21 protein-coding genes and 1 tRNA gene are annotated in these 22,937 nt (G+C 44.9%); 12 read left to right on the forward strand and 10 right to left on the reverse strand.

Annotated elements, in window-relative coordinates; genetic code table 11:
* Positions 1 to 365: 365 nt before the first annotated feature.
* Positions 366 to 450 (reverse strand) — tRNA-Leu (locus QW597_07390).
* Positions 451 to 2,017: 1,567 nt separating this feature from the next.
* On the reverse strand, positions 2,018 to 2,269 hold the full coding sequence (locus tag QW597_07395) for a hypothetical protein (GenBank protein MEM0156403.1): 252 nt from the start codon (positions 2,267 to 2,269) through the stop codon (positions 2,018 to 2,020).
* A gap of 500 nt (positions 2,270 to 2,769) precedes the next feature.
* On the opposite strand from QW597_07395, the gene QW597_07400 reads away from it, so the two are divergent.
* The 6 genes from QW597_07400 to QW597_07425 all read left to right on the forward strand — a co-directional run bounded on the left by QW597_07400 (position 2,770) and on the right by QW597_07425 (position 7,151).
* A complete protein-coding gene (locus tag QW597_07400) occupies positions 2,770 to 2,955 on the forward strand; it encodes a hypothetical protein (protein MEM0156404.1) in 186 nt (61 codons plus the stop codon).
* Positions 2,956 to 3,003: 48 nt separating this feature from the next.
* Positions 3,004 to 3,777 (forward strand): hypothetical protein, encoded by a 774-nt coding sequence (locus tag QW597_07405; protein MEM0156405.1) that lies wholly within the window; start codon positions 3,004 to 3,006, stop codon positions 3,775 to 3,777.
* An 8-nt stretch (positions 3,778 to 3,785) separates the two neighbouring features.
* Complete coding sequence (locus QW597_07410) at positions 3,786 to 4,634, forward strand: ABC transporter ATP-binding protein (GenBank protein ID MEM0156406.1); 849 nt, start codon at positions 3,786 to 3,788, stop codon at positions 4,632 to 4,634.
* A gap of 185 nt (positions 4,635 to 4,819) precedes the next feature.
* A complete protein-coding gene (locus tag QW597_07415) occupies positions 4,820 to 5,425 on the forward strand; it encodes an isochorismatase family protein (protein ID MEM0156407.1) in 606 nt (201 codons plus the stop codon).
* Between the two features lie 6 nt (positions 5,426 to 5,431).
* Positions 5,432 to 6,064, forward strand: coding sequence for an AAA family ATPase (locus QW597_07420; protein ID MEM0156408.1), 633 nt, complete (start codon positions 5,432 to 5,434; stop codon positions 6,062 to 6,064).
* The gene (locus tag QW597_07425) at positions 6,048 to 7,151 is read left to right on the forward strand and encodes a mevalonate pyrophosphate decarboxylase (protein ID MEM0156409.1); all 1,104 of its coding nucleotides are present in this window, start codon (positions 6,048 to 6,050) and stop codon (positions 7,149 to 7,151) included. The genes QW597_07420 and QW597_07425 overlap by 17 nt, the downstream gene beginning before the upstream one ends.
* Positions 7,152 to 7,155: 4 nt before the next feature.
* Here the strand turns inward: QW597_07425 and QW597_07430 are convergent, their stop codons facing one another.
* Positions 7,156 to 8,430, reverse strand: coding sequence for an FAD-binding oxidoreductase (locus tag QW597_07430; protein ID MEM0156410.1), 1,275 nt, complete (start codon positions 8,428 to 8,430; stop codon positions 7,156 to 7,158).
* 116 nt (positions 8,431 to 8,546) lie between these two features.
* Between QW597_07430 and vat the strand changes: the two genes are divergently transcribed.
* A complete protein-coding gene (gene vat / locus QW597_07435; GenBank protein MEM0156411.1) occupies positions 8,547 to 10,784 on the forward strand; it encodes a VCP-like ATPase in 2,238 nt (745 codons plus the stop codon).
* Between the two features lie 59 nt (positions 10,785 to 10,843).
* Here vat and QW597_07440 read toward each other — a convergent pair whose 3' ends face one another.
* A complete protein-coding gene (locus QW597_07440; GenBank protein MEM0156412.1) occupies positions 10,844 to 11,566 on the reverse strand; it encodes an alpha/beta fold hydrolase in 723 nt (240 codons plus the stop codon).
* A gap of 350 nt (positions 11,567 to 11,916) precedes the next feature.
* Entirely contained in the window at positions 11,917 to 12,666 is a 750-nt protein-coding gene (locus QW597_07445) for a helix-turn-helix domain-containing protein (GenBank protein ID MEM0156413.1), read from the reverse strand.
* Between the two features lie 9 nt (positions 12,667 to 12,675).
* On the opposite strand from QW597_07445, the gene QW597_07450 reads away from it, so the two are divergent.
* A complete protein-coding gene (locus QW597_07450; protein MEM0156414.1) occupies positions 12,676 to 12,936 on the forward strand; it encodes a hypothetical protein in 261 nt (86 codons plus the stop codon).
* Positions 12,937 to 13,004: 68 nt separating this feature from the next.
* Here the strand turns inward: QW597_07450 and QW597_07455 are convergent, their stop codons facing one another.
* The 4 genes from QW597_07455 to QW597_07470 are packed head-to-tail and all read right to left on the reverse strand — an operon-like array spanning position 13,005 to position 15,913.
* Positions 13,005 to 13,889 (reverse strand): 3-methyl-2-oxobutanoate dehydrogenase subunit beta, encoded by an 885-nt coding sequence (locus QW597_07455; GenBank protein MEM0156415.1) that lies wholly within the window; start codon positions 13,887 to 13,889, stop codon positions 13,005 to 13,007.
* A complete protein-coding gene (porA, locus tag QW597_07460) occupies positions 13,890 to 15,068 on the reverse strand; it encodes a pyruvate ferredoxin oxidoreductase (protein MEM0156416.1) in 1,179 nt (392 codons plus the stop codon).
* Positions 15,065 to 15,364, reverse strand: coding sequence for a 4Fe-4S binding protein (locus QW597_07465; protein ID MEM0156417.1), 300 nt, complete (start codon positions 15,362 to 15,364; stop codon positions 15,065 to 15,067). Before QW597_07465 ends, porA begins: the two co-directional genes overlap by 4 nt.
* Entirely contained in the window at positions 15,365 to 15,913 is a 549-nt protein-coding gene (locus tag QW597_07470; GenBank protein ID MEM0156418.1) for a 2-oxoacid:acceptor oxidoreductase family protein, read from the reverse strand.
* A gap of 283 nt (positions 15,914 to 16,196) precedes the next feature.
* Between QW597_07470 and QW597_07475 the strand changes: the two genes are divergently transcribed.
* A complete protein-coding gene (locus tag QW597_07475; protein ID MEM0156419.1) occupies positions 16,197 to 17,255 on the forward strand; it encodes a saccharopine dehydrogenase C-terminal domain-containing protein in 1,059 nt (352 codons plus the stop codon).
* A 161-nt stretch (positions 17,256 to 17,416) separates the two neighbouring features.
* Positions 17,417 to 18,682, forward strand: a complete 1,266-nt coding sequence (locus QW597_07480) for an MFS transporter (protein MEM0156420.1) — start codon at positions 17,417 to 17,419, stop codon at positions 18,680 to 18,682.
* Positions 18,683 to 18,755: 73 nt separating this feature from the next.
* Here the strand turns inward: QW597_07480 and QW597_07485 are convergent, their stop codons facing one another.
* On the reverse strand, positions 18,756 to 19,754 hold the full coding sequence (locus QW597_07485; protein ID MEM0156421.1) for an aldo/keto reductase: 999 nt from the start codon (positions 19,752 to 19,754) through the stop codon (positions 18,756 to 18,758).
* 321 nt (positions 19,755 to 20,075) lie between these two features.
* On the opposite strand from QW597_07485, the gene QW597_07490 reads away from it, so the two are divergent.
* Positions 20,076 to 21,275, forward strand: a complete 1,200-nt coding sequence (locus QW597_07490; protein MEM0156422.1) for an MFS transporter — start codon at positions 20,076 to 20,078, stop codon at positions 21,273 to 21,275.
* A 36-nt stretch (positions 21,276 to 21,311) separates the two neighbouring features.
* Positions 21,312 to 22,586, forward strand: coding sequence for an MFS transporter (locus tag QW597_07495; protein ID MEM0156423.1), 1,275 nt, complete (start codon positions 21,312 to 21,314; stop codon positions 22,584 to 22,586).
* Positions 22,587 to 22,937 lie beyond the last annotated feature (351 nt).

Genomic DNA, 22,937 nt, shown 5'->3' on the forward strand with positions numbered 1-22,937 from the left:
GGTATAATTAAAGGTTTTAAGAAAAAGAATGAAGATAAAGACGAAAAAGAGTGATAGGTATTCAAAACAGCGTGGTGAGCTACTTACTTCAGGATCTATCACTCCAATTTTCTAACGTTGTCAATTTGAGTTTTTATTCAGATATTGTAATGCTGCAGTTTAGAGAATGCCATTAAGAAAATAATTCGATTTGTTGATACAAACCTAATGGGTGATCAATCAAAGTTTTTAAAAGGTGCTTAGATGTTTCCATCACTTCATATGGATTGGAATTCAAACAGTCAACGGCTTGTACTTAAGGATGACGTCTTTTTCTTGAAGGTACACAATACGACGATGTCTTTGCTTGGTCTATAATGAAAATATGCGGAGGGCCGGATTCGAACCGGCGGACCCCTACGGGAATGGACCCTAAATCCATCGCCTTTAACCTAGCTCGACAACCTCCGCAGAACTATCCTAAATAATCCAGGAGTATATTAAAAAATTACATTTTTGAGAAGAGGCCAGAAAATATTCTTTCCTAGATTGCACATGCTGGAAATCTCAGAAGAGAAACTATATCACGTTTAATCTTAATATACTCAATATCAGGCGAGTGGTAAATCTCGAACAGGATATTTTAGAAATTTGTTCTAGTTTCGTAAAAGCTTGCCAATAACGCTTAATGATATTCCTAATGGTGAACACAGTGAGCACCGGATCAAACCGCGATGCAGTCGGTCATGTTGAAAAAGAATGAGAAAGAAGCAGAGCCATCGATTGTAGACCAGGAAATGGTCAATTGTACAAAATAATCAATAGAGGTAAAATACAATCCGGCAAAACAGTTATAGGGTGTCACCTCACTTCTTCTTTCTTCTGAGGTATATAGTCACCAATATGGCTACTGCCAAAACAGATATAACTTGACCTATTATTAGAAATGGACTGCTTGTACTCGGAGCCAAATTGTTCACAGGGTTTTGATTTTGAGTTGTACCGTTGTACTGGACGGTTATATTCACTCCTGTGCCGTTCACTGTAAATTGCCATCTGTAGTTATTAGCAATTTGTTTCCCTTCAAAGGTCGCATTATACCAGTCGCCATAATTTAAGGTTCCAGTACTGACATTGAACTTGCCATAATAATAAGTGCAGAAGAAATAAGTTCCGCTTGGAAGCATATATGCGACGGGGTTCGGCTAAATCCGTAAGATTGTTAGTAATGTTTATGCCTTCAATGTTGAAATTTAGCAGTCCGTAGACAAAAAAGTGCCTTTATATTCCTTAAGAAATGAAATATTCAAGGAAATCGGCTGATCTTTCACTTCGAAATGTATCGGAGAAGCAGTAATTTCCAGTCGCCGAAATGTTAAAATTTGCTTTTCCCTAAATAGATAAAAATTTACAAAATTTGAGAGACCCGGGGCCGGGCCAGCAACAAGAATGTTCGGCGTTTGTGATGACACCCCCCGCTCCAGATTTGAAGGTAACCCAGTTTCAGAGATATTCACTTCGTGGAACTAAAGATCTATATTGAGTAAGCCTGAAAGGGAAAAATATCCAACAAAGGAGTATAAAGGTACGCAGAAATTCATGAAGGTCCCGGCGTACACACCTTAGATACCATCATGAAATCCTCTCATTTCAATGTGGGCCTTGAATGGCTGCGGGCAACCTCCTGCACCATAACCTTTACTGTCTATTTTACATGTAACACCCCAGGACCACCCATTTGACAACCAAGTTTCTGTTATGTTTATCGCGGCGAAGCCTGTACTATGGTTTCGGAATCGATACCTGTAATGGCAGGGTGATAAGTACCACTTAAATGTGAGATTAGATATTGAGGCAAAAGAAGAACCGCAATTACCATTTACCTCATCATTTATTGACTGTTTTCTCATTGAAATCAAGGTTATATCAACAACTGAATAACGCTATGTTTACATGGAAAACCCACAATGTGAAAATACTGGAAACGAAGTGGGAGGGAACGAGTCCGAACAAACGCGAATGTCTTATGGATGCGCGTTCAGGATTTCTGGAATTCCTTGCCATCGACTGTTAGTTTTACAGGAGCAAAACCCCCCGCGCTGATCTCCACAAGATGTTTTTCAGAATTCCCAACGTCTAACTGGAATTTCTCAGGTGCCGGTGATAAATGGAACTTATCTAGCACCTTTTCCCCATCCAACTCAACCGCAATGCGTTTTGAGACTAAACTCCAACTTACCAAAATTCGGTGTTTCTCATTCTCACCTATTTCAAACAGCGCTTTCCCCATTCTCTCACATCTATTGCTTTATGAGCATGGTATAGTAAATATTAATTATTCTTCCCTCTGGCATAAAATTCAGAATTGGAATTAAGCGTTGACACAAGTTGGATGAAATTTATTGAAATCTAAACCGAGAAATACAACGCATTCGGCACAGTAAAGCTTGATTTTCGAAAGTAGCATAAGAATATCCGTATAACAGCATTTATCGCCAAAAATACCCTAAAAAAAGCGCCTCAAAAGCCATGCAACAGAATCCCTATGCCAAACGCTGAAAAGTGGTCAAGTTATTTAAGACAAATTTATATGGCATTTTTCGCCTTTTAATGCTCTAATCTATGATAAAGGTGACTTATCATCACACAAATTACGGGGAATGATGCCGAGCCACGCATTTCCGGTTAAAGGAATAGCAAACTTACGCTAAATATATATATTGACAATATATGTGCTAGAACAGAATGGGAATACCTTACCCAAGACTCTGAAATGGAGGAAAATTGGAAATGGTTATGTATCATCTTAAGTGTCCATTATGCGGGCATGAGTTTGATTTTGACTACAATTCTATGGTTGGCATTTCCCGGCTAGGTATTGTCATGAGATACGGACCATACTCCTTTTCTGTGAAGTGCCCGGCATGCAGGAAGAGATCACGCTACAACGTTACGGAGGAAGACAGAATCCAGTGAAAAGACCTGGCTTTGCAGAGAAAATTGAATTGATTGCGGGTGAAAATTGTGGATGACCTTATGTTACGCATATACCTTAAACGATACCTTAGCGAGGGTAAAGCCTTCTTCATAATCGGGCTTCTGGCACCATTTTTTTTCCTTGTACTATTCACAGTAATCGGTGAGAGAACAGGAGGTAGTTCTGGGGTCTTCAAAGCATTCATTCATTCCCTAGGGCTAAACGATGCTTCACTTTACCTAGTCGCGCTCATACTTCCATATATCTCACCTGTGTTCACTGTAATAGGGACAATGATGGCTCCCGCACTTTACGGTGAAGACAAAGATAATGGGTTCTTTGAGTTCATATTGTCATCCACGAAGTATGGCACAAGAGACATATTCTGGGCCATAATGCTCACGGCAGTGATTTTCGCTGCAGTTACAATATCCGTAGCAATAGCTGAAATAGTCGTCGCTTTTGCGATTCTTAATGGAGGTATCCCCTCTTTATTTCTAAGTGAGCTTCTTATCTACACTGTACCAATCTCAATAATAGCAGTACTTATTGGCACTTCCGTTGCATTTGCCTCGCAGGTAATGACTAAGAGAATGTCGTTTGTCAACTCTCCCGCTGGCCTCGCCCCTGTAATCGGAGTAATTGTGGCAGTTATCCCTCTCTTTTTCTCCATTTATTCCCAGAGAGGGCTGTTCGGTCCTGTAGATTTCAACCAACTTTATCTGATCCTTGGCTTCTATGTTGTCGGGGCGTTAATATTGTTCCTAATTATTTTCCTTATCACCACCACCAGAATGGTGAGGGAGAGATTTTTGGCTTAGGTGTTAACATGACAGAAATTGAAGCTGCTGGGCTTTCGACTGGGTATTATGGCAAACAGGTGCTGCATGACATAGACATTACCATTACTCGACCAGGTATTTACGTTGTGCTGGGTAAAAATGGTGCAGGAAAGACCACTTTTTTTCGCACCATAACCGGCATATTGAGGTTGTACAGCGGGACACTGACAATCGATGGCCTGGACCCATACAGCCATCCAGAGACTAGGCAGAAGTGTGTCTACCTTTCACACCTTTCTGGCGTACCCTTGACCATGGGCGTCAGCCAAATCATTGATCTCTTTGCGAAACTCATGGACGCCAGTGAGGAGGACAAGGAGCGTACCATTAAAATGCTCGGATTGGGAGAAATGATGAACAGATCTTACTATTCCCTAAGTCAGGGGCAGAAGAAGAGAGTCTCTCTGGCAAAGTGCCTTCTTCGGGACCGCGGCATTTACCTGTTTGACGAGCCAACGACAAATCTTGATCCGACAGTTGCCAGTGATGTCAGGAAAGATATATTGAATATTTCTAGAGACAAGATTGTGCTGTTCTCTTCACATAACCTGTACGAAGCAAGAGAGATAGGCAGACAGGTCATCATAATTGACAATGGAAGCATCGCGTACATTGGTGACATAGATAAGGTTCCCATGGGGAAGTACATAGTGGGAATTAGAGCTGATAATCTAACGGACGTGTATCCGGATGCTAAACTTGAGGGAAGGTATTATATCTTGGAACTTTCCTCACCCGATGACGTTACCAGCGTTATTCAGAAACTTGCAGCTGCAAAAATTAAAGTCCATGAGATAAGGGAGATGAGCAATCCCCTTGAGGACCTACTCCGGTGAGTAATTCTCACCCCACTCTCAGATCATCGACAACCTCAAAAGAGAATCCCTGGCAGTTACAGAGTAACCATCATCTGTTCCAGAGCCAAATTTTCGCTCATTTGGGGTCCATTTGTCTGTGACGAAACTTTTTCGCAAGGTCATGGCTAAAAGGTTTCAAATACGGATGGCAAATAGAGAACAAAATGGATCACATTGACCGGTTTGAGCGGTATTCGCTCAATGACCCCGACAATATTGTTTTTGTCTTAATCAATTATGTTCCCGAGCAATTTGATATGATATTCAGCAAAATGGAATATGTCACGGCCATTAATTATATGGCTAAAGCAGCCAATAAACTACACATACCAGTTCTTTACCCCGTCAAGAGCGTGGAGGATGAATCAGATTTGCGACGATACCTGGACGAGAAACTGAAAATCAGGATGAGAGGTCTCCCACCGAAATCCTCTTTCGATGATAGGTTCCGCCTGGAGTACGATAAATATATGCCGAGAAAAGAAATGGTTTTACCAGTAAATTCAGAGAATATTTTTAACGACGACAAATTCAAGGAATATCTTTTCGAAACAAGCAGGAAAGCCATTTATCTGATGGGGTTTCAGACGGAAATTGAAGTGCATATGAGTTCCTTGGGGGCCATCTCAAACGGTATGTTTCCGGTTGTTGTGTCGGATGCTACATCTACTTTCTCGGAAAGAACGTACTTTCAAGCTCTAGACCTGATGTCACAGGTCGTAGAGATTATTGATACCAGAGACTTAATTAAGATCTGGGGGGATTGGTGAAAGGCGATGAAACAACCAATAATAGTGCTCATAGGTGGTATACCTGGTGTCGGGAAGACAAGCATAGCGGGAGAAATCGCCAGGGAATTTGGCATTGACATAGTCCTTTCAGGAGATTATTTGCGGGAATTCATAAGGCCATTTGGAGATTTTGAAAAGTTCAAAGTGATGGAAAAGAGCATTTATGAGGCCTGGCAGTACTTTGGGGAAAAAAATCCCGAAAACATAGTCTCGGGTTTCCTTGCGCAGTCAGGCGTAATGAATTCAGGTCTCAATGCAATTATCCACAGGGCTCTTGCAAACGGCGAAAATCTGATCATTGAGGTACTGCACTTTGTCCCATCCCAGCTTGGTACAGAGCTGCTGAAGCAAATCGTGCCTATGTACCTTTATATAGAGGACATATTCCTTCATGCACAGCGGCTGAGAGACAGGGTCAATTTTACCCATGCCAACTCACCCGGAGATCGTCTAGCGGATCAGTTGGAGACATACAGATACATGATGCGTTATTCCATTGAAGAGTCGCAGAAATACGGAATTAGGGTATTTGAAAACAGTGACTACAATATGACAGTAAAGAATGTAAAGAAGTATATAGGAGAGGAGGTCAAGAGGATAAATGGCAAGCCTCACTGAACTGGGGGAATCCCTTCACATGACCATGGAACGGGCCGGCCTCATACCGGAAATTGAGGAATACAACCTTGACCAGGACCCGGGCAGGGTTACCTACGGGCATGGATTTCCCATAACAGGCGTGGAGAAGTTCCTAGGATACGCGGATAGCGTGATGAATATTGCCAACTTTCCCTCTATTTCCATAACAACCAATTTCATGCAGACACATGCCTTCTGCCAGGGCCTGAGGGAAGGTGGCAGGGATCACGTTGTCCTTGACGGGCAGGTGGAAGATAAATATTCGAAGAGAGCAGAAAAGGCTCTGAATTACTTCAAATCACTTTTTGGAATAACTGGTTCTTTTAGGTTCTTTATCCAGAGGGATCGGAAATACAAAGAGGCAAAGGGAATTGGCGAATCAGCGTCAATAGCTGCAGCCGTGGCACGATCGCTTGTGTCAAATGTATTCGGCACAGATGCATCAAAAGACGCTGTTTTCACCAGCAGGATCGCGAGGCTGGTGTCAGGCTCAGGTACGAGGTCTGTCGCGGGTGGGCTGTCAATGTGGTTGTCATATCCGTCGATCAGGGAGAAAATGTCATTCGGCTTCAAGCTGGCCGATTTCAGGAGGGAGATCGCGATCGCTGCTGTACCCGCGCGCTCCAGGGTCAGAACGGAAGATGCGCATCTGGCGGCTTTAAAATCAATATTCTACGACAGGTGGGCTCACGGAAAGTTCCCATCCTGCCAAAGCATCGCTATGGATCGAAAGTTACCTGAAGATATTATGAGGATAGCTGAAGAAGATTTTTACAGGATCAACGCAGTACTGATGTCTGCAGGATCGATCATACAGGATTCTTCTTCCCTGGAGATAATAGCTAAGATTCTTGAATTCAGGAAGAGGAATGATGGATTATATTTCACCACAGATACAGGGCCTACGATAATCCTGATGAGTGGTGACAGGAAGATCATAGAAGAGTTCAGCGACTATTCTGGAATTGAGGTTGTAATGGGCGAGATTACCTCCTCAACCCCTTCCAGTATCCCGGAAAACAGGTACAGGACAGCAATTGATTATTTTAGCTCAATCAAGGACTGAGATATCAGAGTATAAATTTCTCTCTCTCCACGTTTCTCCTTTCTACACCAAGTATCTGGCTTGAGATATCCTTTCCCCCGTAAAGCTTGACCCTGTCAGAACCGAAGAAGACAGCAGCGGTATAACGTCCTATGGCATCCCCTTTCAGTATACCGCTTCCACTTGTGCCAGTGCTAACTACAAGGTTTAGTTCCCTGAAGATATAGGGGTTCATGTCAGTGGTACTATAGGAGTAATATCCAGCCCAGCTTGAAGTGGTCCTTGACGTTGATACCACAGGAAGGTAAGCTGCAAGTACCTGGGCCATGTTGTAACTGTAAAAATCTGGTTCGGGCTGGGGATCTTCCGTAAAAGAGAAGTCTCTGCCCAGATCATCGGCAAGTCCTATCCACAATGATCTCTCCTTCGGAGCAGGCCTCAGGTATACGCCATGCGATGGAAGGATAGTGAACGGCATAATACCATCTGAATTTATGGATGAGTGAAGAACCATGTCCTCCACTTCTTTTCCACCAAGGGTGAAGATCTGCCTCTTCTTGGGACGAACATGACTATCTATCCCCAGCGGGTCGAGAAGCTGGGTGGTCCATACATCTGTTGCGATGATAAATGTATCGGCGCGGAAGGTTCCTATGCTTGTGTCGACAGCTGTGATCTTCTTCTTCTGCCAGTAAAATGGTTCTCCCGGGAAGTTCAGTGGGTTGACGGGTTCAAGCAGGATTTTTTCTACTTTGGTACTGAATGAAAATTCAACTCCCATCTTCCTGCATTCCTCAAAATAAAATCTCGCAACAAGATCAGGCTCGATAATGCCACAGTTGAGACCTAGAACCCCAGTCTCTGCATTCTCAAGACCCATCATGTCTTTTTCATCCTTGGATGGGACCAGCTTGAGGTTAGGAATCCCAGACAACTCATCCTTATCCAGTACCCTGATCCTGGTTATTTTCGAGAATTCCTCAACAATTCCCGATTTAGCCTTCTCTTCGCTCATAAGAAAAAGGTACCCCGAGAAATTCATGCCCAAATCATAACCCATCTCAGCTTGGACATGCCGGTAAAAGTCTATGGTGCTGGAGGAAAGCTTGAAATTTGTTTCGGACGAAAAGAGGTCCCGAAAACCGGCGGCACTCTTTCCCGTGTTTCCCTGTGCAAAGGTCGGAGCCTTATCCATTACAAGTATCCTCAGATTTCCACCTTGACGCTTAATGTGGTATGCCGTGCTCAGACCGACTATACCGGCACCAACAACAATAACATCGTAACTGGAATTTTCCACGCACGGTGATGACATGAGCAGATTAAAATATATTGCGAATTACGTTTGAACTTGTAATCAGGTATGCGGTTATGTTGCCCATTATTCTTAAATAGGTTCTTGCAAATATGGGGAACATGCAGCATGGTGACGGTATAGTGCTCAGAGTCGCCGAAGCGAATTCAACTGATCCCGGCATGTCTAGGGTCAGGCTTGATGAAGACTCTAGGATCGCTTTAGGAACCGAGATTGGCGACGTTGTTGAGATTGAAAAGGCAAAAAAAACTGTCGGGCGTGTATACAGGGCCAGACCGGAAGACGAGAACCGGGGAATGGTCCGAATCGACAGTGTCATGAGAAATAACTGCGGAGCTTCAATTGGTGACAAGGTGAAGGTAAAGAAGGTCCACGCAGAAGAAGCCAAGAAGATCACCCTGGCACCTATCATAAGGAAGGATCAAAGGCTTAAATTTGGGGAGGGAATTGACGAGTTCGTACAGAAGTCCCTCATGCGCCGACCCATGATTGAAACGGATAACATCAGCGTACCGGGTCTCACACTTGCCGGTCATTCCGGCCTGCTTTTCAAGGTAATTAAGACAATGCCAAGCAAAGTCCCTGTGGAGGTCGGCGAAACTACCAAGATCGAGATCAGGGAGGAACCAGCTTCAGAAGTTCTGGAAGATGTGTCAAGAATAAGTTACGAGGATATTGGGGGACTTTCTGACCAGCTCGGCAGGGTTAGAGAGATCATAGAACTCCCGCTCAAGCATCCGGAGCTATTTGAGCGTCTGGGCATACATCCTCCCAAGGGAGTCCTCCTGCACGGCCCACCCGGAACGGGTAAAACGCTGATCGCGAGGGCTGTTGCCAATGAGTCAGGCGCGAATTTCTTCTCCATAAACGGACCAGAGATCATGAGCAAATACTACGGTCAGAGTGAACAGAAACTCAGGGAGATTTTCCTGAAAGCAGAAGATTCAGAACCGTCTATCATCTTCATTGATGAAATAGATTCCATTGCACCCAAAAGGGAAGAGGTACAGGGGGAGGTGGAGAGGAGAGTCGTTGCCCAATTGCTGACCCTGATGGACGGACTCAAGGAAAGAGGGCATGTTATAGTTATTGGCGCCACAAACAGGCTGGACGCAGTTGATCCGGCACTGAGAAGACCAGGAAGATTTGACAGAGAAATCAACATAGGCGTGCCGGACAAAAAGGGCAGGCAAGAAATACTTTCAATACATACAAGGGGGATGCCTCTGGGAATGGACGACGAGAAAAAAACACAGTTCTTGAGTGAAATTGCCAATCTGACATACGGATTCGTTGGAGCCGACCTAGCCGCACTCGCAAGAGAGAGTGCCATGAACGCGCTTCGTCGCTATCTGCCAGAAATTGACCTGGATAAACCCATTCCCATGGAAATACTGGAGAAGATGTCCGTTACCGAGGATGATTTCATGGAGGCTCTCAAGGGCATCGAGCCAAGCAGTCTTCGTGAGGTGACAATCGAAATACCGAATGTTAAGTGGACTGATATAGGCGGCCTTGAATCTGTGAAGTCTGAACTGAGAGAAGCCGTTGAATTACCTCTCCTTAAACCGGAAATATTCAAGAGACTGGGTGTAAGAGCATCAAAGGGATTCCTGCTCTATGGCCCACCTGGAGTAGGGAAAACTTTGCTTGCAAAGGCAGTGGCCAGCGAAAGCAATGCCAACTTCATCTCGGTAAAGGGACCTGAAGTGTTAAGCAAATGGGTGGGCGAGAGCGAGAAAGCAGTTAGAGAAATATTTAAGAAGGCAAAACAGGTCGCACCAACAATCGTTTTTCTTGACGAAATAGACTCCATCGCCCCAAGCAGGGGAAGCTACGGGGACTCAGGCGTGACAGAGAGAATTGTGAATCAGCTACTTACCTCACTGGATGGGATCGAAGTCCTGCAGGGTGTGGTTGTAATAGCTGCCACGAACAGGCCTGACATTATTGATAACGCACTTCTGAGGGCAGGCAGGTTCGATAAACTCATCTACATACCTCCACCCGACAAGGAGAGCAGGTATAACATCTTGCTGGTACATACTAGGAATATGCCACTTACAAAAGATGTTGACCTCAAGAAGATCGCGGAAAAAACCGAAGGTTACGTTGGAGCAGATCTCGAGAACCTGTGCAGGGAGGCGGGAATGATGGCATACAGGCAGAGCCCCGATGCCACAGAGGTTAACGAAAAGAACTTTTCTGACGCCCTAAAGGCCATAAGGCCATCCGTGGACGACGAAGTAATAAAGTTCTATAAGGGCCTTTCCGACAGTGTTGGAAAGAACGTCGTTGAGCACAGAAAGAAAATAGAGGAAACCGGATTATACCAGTAATTCCTCCTCTCATTTTTACAATATTATTCCCGCCAAAGAGAGTCTGAATTATGTATACTTCATAAGATCAACTCTTCGAGTGCTTTCATCAGCTGGTCAGGCTTGTTTATCATAGGATAATGATCGGTCTCTATTATCCTGTGCTGCCCATCAAGAGAATCGATGTATTTCATGTCCTCTTCGCTAAATTTTTCTCCCGGCCGAATGCAGAATATGTAGGCTTTTTTCACTGAGTCATACTTTTCGCTCAGAGTGATTGAATCGAATGCAAGTTTAGCAGGCCATGGTGTAATCTTGGAGTCAAACCATTCCCTGTCCGGTCCTTTAATATCAAAACAAATGGACCTGAATTCCTCATCCAGTGGTATCTTCCAACCTTCTCCCTGTTCATTTGCGAGTTTTGTCATCAAATTCAGCTCGTCTGCCTGCATGCTCTCTTTTCCTCCCTGAGGTTTTCTAGTTTTCTTCGGGATGGAAGCATCAAGATAGATTAGCATACTGATTCGATCAGGAGCTCTGTCATAGACCGCAGAGATAACCTTCCCCGCAAAGCTGTGACCTACGAGTATCACATCCCGGAGTTCTTCATATTCCAGTGTGTTGACGACATCCTGTATTGCAATGTCTATTCCATACTCCTTCCGGGCAAGGTGAACCCTCTCCCCCATGCCAGTCAGTGTTACGGGAAAAACTTTATGTCCATCCTTAACCATCAATGGTGTTATCTTTTTCCACACCCAGGAACCAAGCCATGCTCCCGGAACAAGCACAAATGTTGCCATAGATATATACTTTCTTTATTATAATAAACCTATTGTATTAGAAAAGAAATGAGAAAACCCGTGATCTTTCCATTGACGGTGCAAAATGTTTTAAGGTGAGTTTGCAGCAGAGCGTAGAACATGCCTGTCTTCATACCGGGTACTGTGGAGACCATTGACGTTTTTTTTGGGCACATTCAGTAGATCCTTTCCAATAACGTATGTCGGTTAGGGGACGGTTCACACGACCATGTGAAGGTTTACCAGATGAAATATACAATTCACGCCATTTTTCGCTTTGAGATGTAACAAACTGTCGGCAATTTAATTGGAGAACCGGCTCCGCGGAATGAGAACCCAAACAAGCAATTTTAGTTTTCAGATGTATTGGAATCAAGGAACAGGTTGATATAAGGTTCCAAGGATTTCATGAGCTTGTTTTTTGCCTTGTTAAGGTGTTCCTGCATAGTCGACTTGGACACGCCCTTTGATCTAGCAAGGTCTTCTACCATGATCTTCCTCGGGGTTGAAAACAAGCCCATAGAAACAGCATCTCGCAAAAATATGAGCTGCTTTGTCGAAAATCCTGTGAATACTTCATTCAGCGATATGGTGTACATTCTCCTCAGTGAATCCGGCTCTATGGTGGTCTTCTTCTGTATTTCCACATCACCGATTCTTGAAGCAGCAGTGTAAAATTTCATGGTATCCTCTGGTGAAAATGATATGAGCCTTATCATCTCGTATCCGTCTGAATACTTTGCCGGCGCAACCCACAGCAGGTTCATCTTTTCTGCCAGCCTTATGGTGGAATTCTCCACAGTACATCTGCAGGAGATGGCCGCAGAAACAGTCTGATCGCGGATCTCCGCACTGACTATTTGGCTCTTGAGATCCTTTGTGGCACTCATAAGCCTGGTTTTAACCTCTGTGGAACGCTGAGGATCCCCGTACACTTCCACGTAGTCTATTACAGAACTGCACCATCTTAGTATTGTCATATCTGGGAATTCTCTAGAGATTTCAGAGAACACAGTCTTGTTTCGAAGCTTAAACTCTATTTCCTCCATGATACCATTCCAGAACGGCATCACATATATGGTCTTTGCCTCAATAAGCATCTGGTAAATATGTCAACAGTAATAGTAGAACATGAATGGAATGCAAAGGATGGCGAGAAGGTTTTCAAGGTTGTAGGTAGCATCGTGGAAATGTCGAAGAACGGAAAGCTTCCAAAAGGTTTCTCCCTCAAGTCTGTAGACGTAATAGCAGGTTCTCCAAGGGCAATCTGCAGATGGGAAGCTCCGAGCGCAGAGGCACTCTCAGGGCTCCTTTCCCAAGTTAACCCTCCCACAAAGCACAGAGTAGTTGAAACTCAAAAAGTACTCTAAACGACAAAATCGGAAATTTTATACCTGCATGTGCTGAGATAGCGGGTGCAGGCATTCTCAAATTTTTTCTAAACTGTCTTTTCCCTTGATACAAGTTCGTTCCAGCGTTCGTCAACGCTCTTCTGAATGGTCTCTATCTCAGCCTCATTTAGGTGTTTGAACCTGTCCTGCTTTTTGAGATATTCACTTACCGGCACAGGGCTTCCGGGCCTGAACAGCTTGAACTTGCCTTTGATACTCTCAAAGAGAGGAAACATCTTCGATTTAACCGCGAGCCGGGATATCTCAACCGTCTCTTCAGGAGGGAAATACCAACCTGTTGGGCATGGAGCCAATATCTGTATGAATTTGGGCCCGACTATTTCGGTGGCGGTTTTCAATTTCCTTATGAGATCTTCAGGATATGCTACAGTAGCAGTAGCAACATATGGAACACCCTGTGCTATCATAAGGTCAGCCACAACTTTTTTTGGCTGCTTTTTGTAATTTCTCATGGGGCCGACAGGAGTGGTTGTGGTGTAAGCTCCGGCAGGAGTGCTCGCAGATCGCTGCACGCCGGTGTTCATGTAGCCCTCATTATCGTACATTATATAGAAGACATTATGCCCTCTTTCCATTGCCCCGCTGAGCGACTGAAGTCCGATGTCTGCGGTACCTCCGTCGCCGGCAAAGCCTACAACGTTGTAGTCCTGTTTACCCTGGAGATCAAGTGATTCCCTTATCCCGGTTATAGAGGCTCCGGTTGCAGCGAAGGGTGTGTAGATCATTGGTACATCCAGTGTTCTGTAGGGCAGTTCCCCTGGAATTACGGCCCAGCACGAGGCAGGCACAGACATTACCGTGTTCTTTCCAAGTGCCTTGAGGACATACCTCATGGTGAGAGTCGCACCGCAGCCATGACATGCGGTATGACCCGGTTCCATCAATTCCGTTGCGGGTATAGAGAGCGGCATTTAATCAACCTCCTTGAGGCCAATCCACTGCATTCCTTCGGTACCATCCTGGACGAGAGAGAACATATGTTCGAAATCTGATATCCTGACATCTCTCCCACCAATACCAGCCACAAAGCCGGAGACAGGTACGTCAAGTTTCCGGTAGATCGAAGCAATCACATCACTGTATAAGCTTCCGCCGGCAGAAAATGACACTGACCTATCTATAACACCGGCGGCATTGACATGTTTCAACGCTTCCCGAATTTCCTCCTGCGGGAATGGCCTGAAAAACTTGATTCTGATCAGCCCAACTTTCTTCCCTTCTTTTCTTAATTTATTGACTACGTATTTCGCGGTGGAAGCCAAAGTACCACTTGTAATGAAGGCATAGTCCGCGTCATCCATCATGTAATTCTCCGTAAGCCCAGAGTATTCTCTTCCGAATGTGTCTGAGTATTCTCTGAGTGTGTCTCTAATGACACTCTTTGCACGTTCCATGGAGGAAACCATGTCGTATTTTAGCTCCATGAATGGTCCTTCAGGCGTGGCATACGAGCCGTATCCTCTGGGATTATTCACGTCCACCACGAATTCCGGCTTGTATTCTGGGAGGAATTCATCCACCATGCTCTGATTCGGTACAGTTACTGGCTCAGATGTGTGGGAAAGTACAAACGCATCTTCCATGCTCATAAGAGGAAGCATGACATCCCGGTTTTCCGCTATTTTATAACCGGCTATGATCGTATCCAGGGTCTCCTGATTTGACTCGCAATAAACCTGCAGCCAGCCAGTATCTTTCTGGTTCATACTGTCTGATTGATCTGCCCATACATTCCAAGGCGGGCCTATTGCCCTGTTTACCACGCTTGTTACCAGGGGGACCCGCATACCTGCAGTCCAGTGCAGCATCTCATGCATATAAAGTAGACCGTGTGAACTCGTAGCTGTGTAAGATCTGGATCCGGCAAGTGCAGCAGTGTACACAGCTGCCATGGCGCTGTGCTCGCTTTCAACTTCCACGTACCTTGACTTAAGCTCGCCCTTGGAGACCATTTCAGCGAGTTTTTCAACAATTGTGGTCTGCGGAGTTATGGGATATGCAGATATAAACCTAACATTTGAGAGTTTAACACCAATTGCTGCCGCCTCGTTACCAGTGACGAGTAGCCTCTGTTCTGTAACAGATTTCAAAGTGTCACACCCCCGGTAAGTGTCATGTCTATGCACTTCTCTGGGCACTCGTATGCACAGATGCCACATCCCTTGCAGAAGTCAAGGTTGATCACAGGCACTTCCATCTTCGAGATCCTGAAATTGGGACTGGCAAGTTCACCTGTTTTTGAAATTTCAATGGCATCATCTGGACAGAATTTCCAGCATATCATGCACCTAATGCATTTGGAATAGTCGACAACAGGTGTCTGAACCCTCCATGAGTCCGTCTTGTGGTTTCTTGAAGGCGTCTCGGCTATGGGCATCAAGACCATTCAGATCGCCACCTGTGTCGAACTGTAAGCATCTTCCACAGCGGATGCATTCTTCTCTCTATCTCCTGGAGAAGCCTCTCTAATTGCCCCAAGTACACTGTCCAATGAAACTGCACCTGTGGCCCTGGCAAAGGCTCCGAGAATGGCCGTGTTCACTATTGGGTTCGCCCTGCTACCCAGGCCATACTTGATCGCGATCCCAGTGGCGTTAACTGTTGCCACCTTATATGGAAGATCAAAATCCTTTGGAGGATTGGGTGAGTTTATTACGACCGTTCCGCCGTCTTTGATACCGGAGATCACGTTCGTTGTGTTCATTATGGTGGTATCAAGCACCACCACGACATCAGGATCGTATATCTGTGTCTTGATGCGTATCTCGTCATCGTCTATTCTTGTGAACGATGTTACTGGGGCACCTCTCCTCTCAGTTCCAAAAAACGGGAAAGATATGACGTACTTACCCTCTCTGAAGGCTGCTAGGGCAAGAATCCGCGAGGCTGTAACAGCTCCCTGACCACCTCTGCCATGAAAACGAATCTCCAGCATATTCCCACTACCAATTAATATCGGCTTTTTTTACTTAAACTAAGCACCGAATTATGCGGGGTAATAACTATTATACACTTTGCGATACAGCTAGCACTCAATTAGACTTCTAATTTTCTCAGCAATCTAAGAAGATCATCAACTCATAGGGTCTCAAGAAATAATGAAGATATCATATAAAAAAGAAGAAGTATTGTGGGCAGTTCAGGGTTAAAGTTTCCATAGCGGAGAAAATCAACCTGTTAGGCGAGAAATACTTAACACATCTCTCCCTCACTCCCTCATGTATGATTTTGCAGTAATAGGCGCCGGACACATAGGGGGAGAAATATCCAGATATCTTTCAAACAGTGGGTCCTGTATTCTTATGGATCGTGATTCAGTGGCACTCTCAAGATCATTCTCGACAGAAAAGATGAAGGGTACGGTCGGCACAAACCCTGAATTTCTGAAGAAGAGTGAAATTTTTGTTGTAGCACTGCCGGGGAGTGTGGCAAAGGAGACAGTTTCCTCACTGCTTCACGCAGGGAAACGTGTCATCGACGTGTCATTTTATGACGATGACCCTTTCTTCTTTGAATCCAGTGTCGGAAAGGATTCAGTTTACATTCCAGACTGTGGATTTGCGCCGGGCCTTTCAAACATGATGGTTGGATATCTTTCCAGCAAGTATAGTTCTAAGAAAATAGGTATATACGTGGGGGGGCTTCCCGTGGAGCCACGGGAACCCTTTTTACACAGCATTACGTGGAGCGTCGAAGGTTTCATAGATGAATATACAAGACCCGCGAAAATTGTAGAGAAGGGCAAAGTGGTCAGTAAAGATCCACTAGGCAAGAAGTTTGAATATACACCAAATGCATTCCCACACCTTGAGGGTTTTTACTCTGATGGATTGCGCACACTTCTCAGAACTACTCCAGCAGAAGACCTCTTTGAAGTCACGCTCAGGTATATGGGTCATCTGGACAGGATGAAGTTCCTCAAAGACATGGGATTTTTTGATCAGCACGGAAAACCTTCGCCCAGATCTATCACAGAGAATATCTTCTCAGGTTTCGCCGATAAGCACGATGTATCAATACTTGACGTCATTTCTCTGGACAGTGACATGCATAAAATAGAACTTAGAGACTACGGTGATGACAATTTGACCTCGATGGCAAAACTTACCGGGCACACAGCAGCACTGGCAGCAAAGCTGCTCATTGAAGATTCAGGTATCAAAGGGTTCTTTCCGCCTGAGGAATTAGGAAGGGACGAACGCTGGTTTAATTATATCTTTGAAGGGCTCAGGAAGGAGGGAGTAAATCTAGCTGTCTCCCGTAAAAACAAAAGCTGAAAACTTACATGTTAAATGACCGGCATTAAGTTGAACAGGGTAATCATTACAGATCCACTTTTGATGGCCCAACTCCTTAGAATTACCGATTTCGCAGTAATCTCATTCAATAAGATTATAATAAACAGTGCCATTCCTCGGAATCATTTAAAGGGACTGGAATGCTCAACAAAACGCTGATTGCAATAAGATCATTAGTGGTGGCAATTGGCGCAAGTGCTGCTAGTGCCTTTGTAGGGGTTTACGGTGTATATATAGGGGCTACAGCCATAGAAATGGGGTGGCTCCAGTCACTTTCCAACGCTCTCTCCAATGGGGGGCAACTTATCTGGGGAAGATTGAGTGACAGCGTTGGCAGGAGAAAACCTTTTCTGGTGGCCGGCAGCGTCGTCCTAGCCGTGCTATGGTATATGATGGGTACCATAAGGACACCGGTCCAGTTGGTTATCGTATACGCTGCCGTTTCTCTTTTCGGGTCTCTCATTACGGTAAACTGGTACTCTCTTATTGCAGATCAGACTGATAGTTCTACAAGAGGAAGGTTCCTTTCGGTCATTAACATCCTGAGTTCCATCGGAACCATCACTTCTCTTGTCATCATGACCTTCTTTTTCAGCGGCGAAGTAACCAGTGACATATTCATACCGTTTTCCACTTCGGCCGCCTGTTACGTGATTTCAGGAGTCCTAATGTCAATGCTGAATGAACCGGAACATAGGCACGTGGTCTCCGGCAGGATTTTGGAAACGTTGCGGAATCTTAAAAAAACGCCTCTTTTCTATAAATATTTCATGGCGATGAACGTGCAGGGCTTCTTCTGGTCTATGGCGTGGCCAATGTTCCCTATTACCATAGTGCTGGTGATGAATTTCAGCCTTACGGCAGTTGCTATCCTCACAGTTTCATCGCTTTCTGTAACCATTCTGGTTCAATTTCTTCTAGGTCGCATTACAGATCGCGTTAACAGGCCTCCTTTAATTTTCGCAAACCGGGTAATGCTCAGTGCAATCCCGCTGTTCTATGCATTCTTTGGAAATTTTGCAGAATTTATCTTTCTTGAGATTTACAGCGGGATATTGGGATCGATACAGAACATCGTAATGAATTCCTACCTACTCGACGTTGTCCCGGAAGGTCACAGAGCAGAATACATATCTATTATCAATGGGTTTAATGGCATAATTTATTTGTTTGGAGCTCTTTCGGGGGGTTATCTCCTGGACTTGATGCTTGGTCATTTCCCTCTCCGCCTAGCTCTCATTTTTTCCTATCTCATTGTCTTTGTAGGTAGATTCTTGTCGTCACTGCTCTTCATGAAGCTTAAGGAGCCGGAGCGGAAGGGCAGATCATCGCTTGCCCTTTACTCACTCCTACACAGATTCAAGCAACCCGGTAGCCCGTCTGGGGGTACTCTGCGGCTCAAGTGATTAAATCATGGAGCCTTGGTATCCACTGTATTTGATGCCATTAATCGAAAAGCCTTACTTTTCAAAGGCTAATCTACCGTATCTCCCTTCTTCGCGGAAGAGAAAACCACAACGCATCAAGCCACTTCAGCTGATCTCCGTTAAGATCTGGAGTTTCGTCTGCACGCAAACTGCTTTCAAGTTGGTCTGCACGGCTTGCTCCAATGATGGCTGATGTGATTCCTGGTTGCTGAATTACCCAGTGCACAGCGGTGCTAACCGGATCTAGATTCTGTTCACTGCACCATGATATATATCTGTCAACAGCCTCGAATGTGGCCTTCTGCCAGTATCGTTCCTGGTAAAGGGCCCCAGAATTGTTTCCAAGTGTGAAGCGTGTACCTTGTTCCGGCAGGGATCCTGCCCTGTATCTGCCAGTCAGAATTCCACCTGCCAGAGGGTTAAATGTAATGATACCTACCCCCTCATCGATTGACATTGGTACGAGATCTTCCTCTATCATTCTGAACAGCAGATTGTAACGGGGTTGTACACTCACAACACGCGAATAGTTTCTTCTCTCAGCGATGCCGTTGGCCTTGGCTACCTGCCATGCCCGCCAGTTTGACACCCCGACATAATGTATTTTCCCCATATCCACAAGGTCATCAAATGTGCTCATCATTTCTTCAATTGGCGAAACTGGATCGAAATTGTGGATCTGGTACAGATCGAGATAGTCCGTACCCAGGCGCTTCAGGCTTTTGTCGATGGCGTTCATTATGTGCTTTCTGCTCATCCCGCTATCGTTTGGCCCAGGACCAGTGGGCATGAAACATTTAGACGCAATAACCAAATCGTCTCTCTTCCCTTTTATCCATTCGCCTATTATTGATTCAGTTACTCCTGCGGCCTCATATCCCTTTCCTATGGGATAAGCGTCGGCGGTGTCAATGAAATTTATTCCAGCGTTAAACGCCTTGTCAAGTATTTCGAAAGATGTTTTCTTGTCTGCCTGATTTCCAAACGTCATGGTTCCAAGGCATAGCCTGGTCACTTTCAGCCCAGTTCTTCCAAGATTCCTGATTTTCATGAATGATCAGGCAATATATCCAGTCGAACTTTATAATAATGTTCAGCCGACGTAACTATCAGTTCGTCCTCAAGATCCCTTTCACTGGACTTCTGAATGACTGAAATCGCTTTAAAAAACTGGTGAAAGGCAATGTCTGGCTATAACGATTAAAATTCTGATCTGCGACAGTAACCGAGGATTGTGTACATTTCCCATGCCGTTGATGAATTCTGCCCATGCTCAAAATTTTGCACCACCATTATTAAGCACTGAATAATCTTGATAAAGTTGTATAGTCGAAGATCCCAGAGATATCTTTTTGCTCTCAATTCGGTGCACATGGGCACAAATTACCTGTGGATATCTTTTGAGAGCCTCGTGCTTCCGATTCAGTTGGAAAATCTCTACGGAAATTCTTCCACAAGCATGATCTTAGGCATAATTGCCTTCGTTGGAATTTCGGTAGGGGTGGTAGTGAGCCTATTTTTCGGAGTACTGAGTGACAACCACAGCATCCTTTGGGGAAAGAGGGGACCATATATCGTACTTGGATCGATCTTTGCTGTGATCAGCGTTGTCCTTGATATCATTCTGGATAATTTCCTGATAGGCATCCTTCTTGGATACATTTTCATACAGACCGGATCGAACATATCTTCGGGTGCATATCAGCCACTCTTTCGGGATCTCATAGTGGAGGATCAGCGGGGGATCGCTGCAGGTGTAAACGGCGTATTCACCCTTCTAGGTAATGCCCTGGGGCTGGGACTTACCGGGTACCTTATTTCCATAAATTTTGATATCCCGGCCCTTCTGATCATGGCTGCAACGCTTCTTGTAACCGCTCTGGTGACAGCAGTTACAATAAAGAACGATGATGTTCCAGCCGGAACAGGTAGACTTGGGCCATTCAAGTCATTTCTTGAGATATTCAACCCCGGAGGCAAATCTCCAGGTTTTTTTTGGCTTGTAGGAGCAGCTTTCCTAGTATTTCTCGGGGTGACTGGGCTGAGTTTTTTTGAGCTCTATTATTTTCAGGATGTTCTAAAGTCCAGTAATCCGGCTGCTCTGGTAGCTATATCAGGCATTTTTGTGCTAGTGTTCTCCGCAGTAGGCACTGCAGCCTTTGGATATATCTCCGACAAGTATGGGAGATGGAAGGTGCTTCTTGTGGGCACACTGATGGGTGGGGTTGCTACCGCCCTAATACCTTTCTTCCCGCACCTGGACGATTTTATAATTCTTGGTACGTTCATAGCCCTTGGGTATGGGACCTATTTCAGCGTATCCAAGGCGCTCGCTAGCGATCTATCCCCAGCTGAAGACGCAGGAAAATATATGGCATATTTTAACATAGCCATTGGCGGGTCTTCTGCATTTTCACCGCTGTTTTACGGGTACGTCCTCAATTACTTTGGCACTAATTACACGACCGGTTTTACATATTTGTTCGAACTCGCAGCATCTTTCTACTTCATCAGCATGATTTTTCTGTTTCTGGTTCCAAGAAAGGATGCGGTGCAACGGCAGCAAAACTGAGGGAAGATTTAAGGTTCACGCGGCATGCCATATTGAATGGAACGCGTCCCCAAGCTTCCTATGGTTTTTCTTCTAGGGTTTAATTCCCTTTACCTCGGAGTGAATTATCTATGGATATCATTCGAGAGCCTCATACTTCCCACACAGATTGGAAACCTGGTCCCAGAATATAGAATGGGGCTGATCCTCGGCATAGTCGCCGCTGTTGGCGCCGGATCAGGGATATTAGGAAATCTTCTCTCAGGTTATCTTAGCGATCGTATACGCATCCTGGGTTCCAGGCGTGCTCCATTCATCGCCATCGGCGTGGCCCTTGCCACTGTGACGGTATTGCTTGAAGGCCTTTTTGTGTCATCTCTCCTGGTAATTGTTGTTGGTTACATTTTTCTGCAGGTTTTTTCCAACATCGCAATAGGATCTGTTCAACCAGTAGTGGCGGAGACGGTTAGCGCTGACCAGCGAGGAATTTCAGCCGGTTTCAACGGGTTATTCACGTTCACTGGATCTGCTCTGGGATTTGGAATAACGGGGTTTCTCATGACTTATTATTCACAGACGGTAGCGATGTATTCCATAGCTGCGGGATTAATTATAACTGGAACCGGCGCGATCATTACCCTGATTTACGGTAAGATAAGCCCAATGCGGGAGCACCACATACATATTAGCGGTCTGATGCACATGCCCAAGGACCTACGTTCCTTTCAGAGACTGACCGCGGGGTCCTTCATGGTGTTTATGGGAGTTACCGGACTGACTTACTTTGAACTCTATTTTTTCAAGCAAGTATTGAACGTAACAAACCCACAGATATACGTAGCCGTAGCTGGAATTGTGGTACTTGCGATATCGGCTGTTGTGACCGTTGCGCTTGGACATTTCTCTGACAGGATAGGCAGGTGGAGAATTATGGCTGCGGATGCTGCATTTGCGGCAATTCCCACGGCTCTCATACCTTTCTTCAGATCCTTCTATGTATTTCTTATCCTTGGTGCTCTAATAGGGTCATCTTACGGTACTTTTTACAGTGTTTCCTCAGCCATGGCAGGCGACCTGGCACCAAAACAAGAGGCTGGGAAATACATGGCACTTTTCAACCTCGCCCTCGCAGGCGCTTCGACAATTTCTCCGCTGATATACGGTTCGATTTTATTTTTACTGAGCAGTTCAGTTCATTACAGCTATGTTGCACTTTTTTCCACATCTTCAGCGTTTTATCTGATTGGTTCAGTTCTCATACTCAATGCCTCTCGATTTTCTGGCAGCGTTGGAAAACCGTTAAGAAATATGTTAACAAAGAGCGGGACATAGAACCCAAAATATACGTTGTGAATTTTGGAATTGTTACATACCGGATCGGTAAAACATAAGGGGAACACCTGCGGTAAACGATTGAATTAGTCCAGGAGATTTTATTGGATGAAATCTAAGTCTAGTGCGGAGGGCCGAGTTCGATTATTGCTTTAATCGAATAATATACAAAGAAAGAATCTTTGAAGAGAGTCTTACCTCCTCTTTCTAATTATTGTCAATGCAGATCCGATTACCGCAACTGCTACCACCGCTCCGATTATTCCGTATAACTCCACGCCAGATATTCCTGACGGCGAGAATGACTTAGTTAGTGGTATAGAAGTAGATGTAAAAGTAATTGTTGATGAT

The sequence above is a fragment of the Thermoplasmataceae archaeon genome, assembly GCA_038729425.1.
Classification (GTDB): domain Archaea; phylum Thermoplasmatota; class Thermoplasmata; order Thermoplasmatales; family Thermoplasmataceae; genus B-DKE.

Coding starts and splice junctions, on each gene's coding strand:
- QW597_07395 (MEM0156403.1), bottom strand. CDS start 2,269: ATGGGGAAAGCGCTGTTTGAAATAGGTGAGAATGAGAAACACCGAATT.
- QW597_07400 (MEM0156404.1), top strand. CDS start 2,770: ATGGTTATGTATCATCTTAAGTGTCCATTATGCGGGCATGAGTTTGAT.
- QW597_07410 (MEM0156406.1), top strand. CDS start 3,786: ATGACAGAAATTGAAGCTGCTGGGCTTTCGACTGGGTATTATGGCAAA.
- QW597_07415 (MEM0156407.1), top strand. CDS start 4,820: ATGGATCACATTGACCGGTTTGAGCGGTATTCGCTCAATGACCCCGAC.
- QW597_07420 (MEM0156408.1), top strand. CDS start 5,432: ATGAAACAACCAATAATAGTGCTCATAGGTGGTATACCTGGTGTCGGG.
- QW597_07425 (MEM0156409.1), top strand. CDS start 6,048: ATGGCAAGCCTCACTGAACTGGGGGAATCCCTTCACATGACCATGGAA.
- vat (MEM0156411.1), top strand. CDS start 8,547: ATGCAGCATGGTGACGGTATAGTGCTCAGAGTCGCCGAAGCGAATTCA.
- QW597_07440 (MEM0156412.1), bottom strand. CDS start 11,566: ATGGCAACATTTGTGCTTGTTCCGGGAGCATGGCTTGGTTCCTGGGTG.
- QW597_07445 (MEM0156413.1), bottom strand. CDS start 12,666: ATGCTTATTGAGGCAAAGACCATATATGTGATGCCGTTCTGGAATGGT.
- QW597_07450 (MEM0156414.1), top strand. CDS start 12,676: ATGTCAACAGTAATAGTAGAACATGAATGGAATGCAAAGGATGGCGAG.
- QW597_07455 (MEM0156415.1), bottom strand. CDS start 13,889: ATGCCGCTCTCTATACCCGCAACGGAATTGATGGAACCGGGTCATACC.
- QW597_07465 (MEM0156417.1), bottom strand. CDS start 15,364: ATGGTCTTGATGCCCATAGCCGAGACGCCTTCAAGAAACCACAAGACG.
- QW597_07470 (MEM0156418.1), bottom strand. CDS start 15,913: ATGCTGGAGATTCGTTTTCATGGCAGAGGTGGTCAGGGAGCTGTTACA.
- QW597_07475 (MEM0156419.1), top strand. CDS start 16,197: ATGTATGATTTTGCAGTAATAGGCGCCGGACACATAGGGGGAGAAATA.
- QW597_07480 (MEM0156420.1), top strand. CDS start 17,417: ATGCTCAACAAAACGCTGATTGCAATAAGATCATTAGTGGTGGCAATT.
- QW597_07485 (MEM0156421.1), bottom strand. CDS start 19,754: ATGAAAATCAGGAATCTTGGAAGAACTGGGCTGAAAGTGACCAGGCTA.
- QW597_07490 (MEM0156422.1), top strand. CDS start 20,076: ATGGGCACAAATTACCTGTGGATATCTTTTGAGAGCCTCGTGCTTCCG.
- QW597_07495 (MEM0156423.1), top strand. CDS start 21,312: ATGGAACGCGTCCCCAAGCTTCCTATGGTTTTTCTTCTAGGGTTTAAT.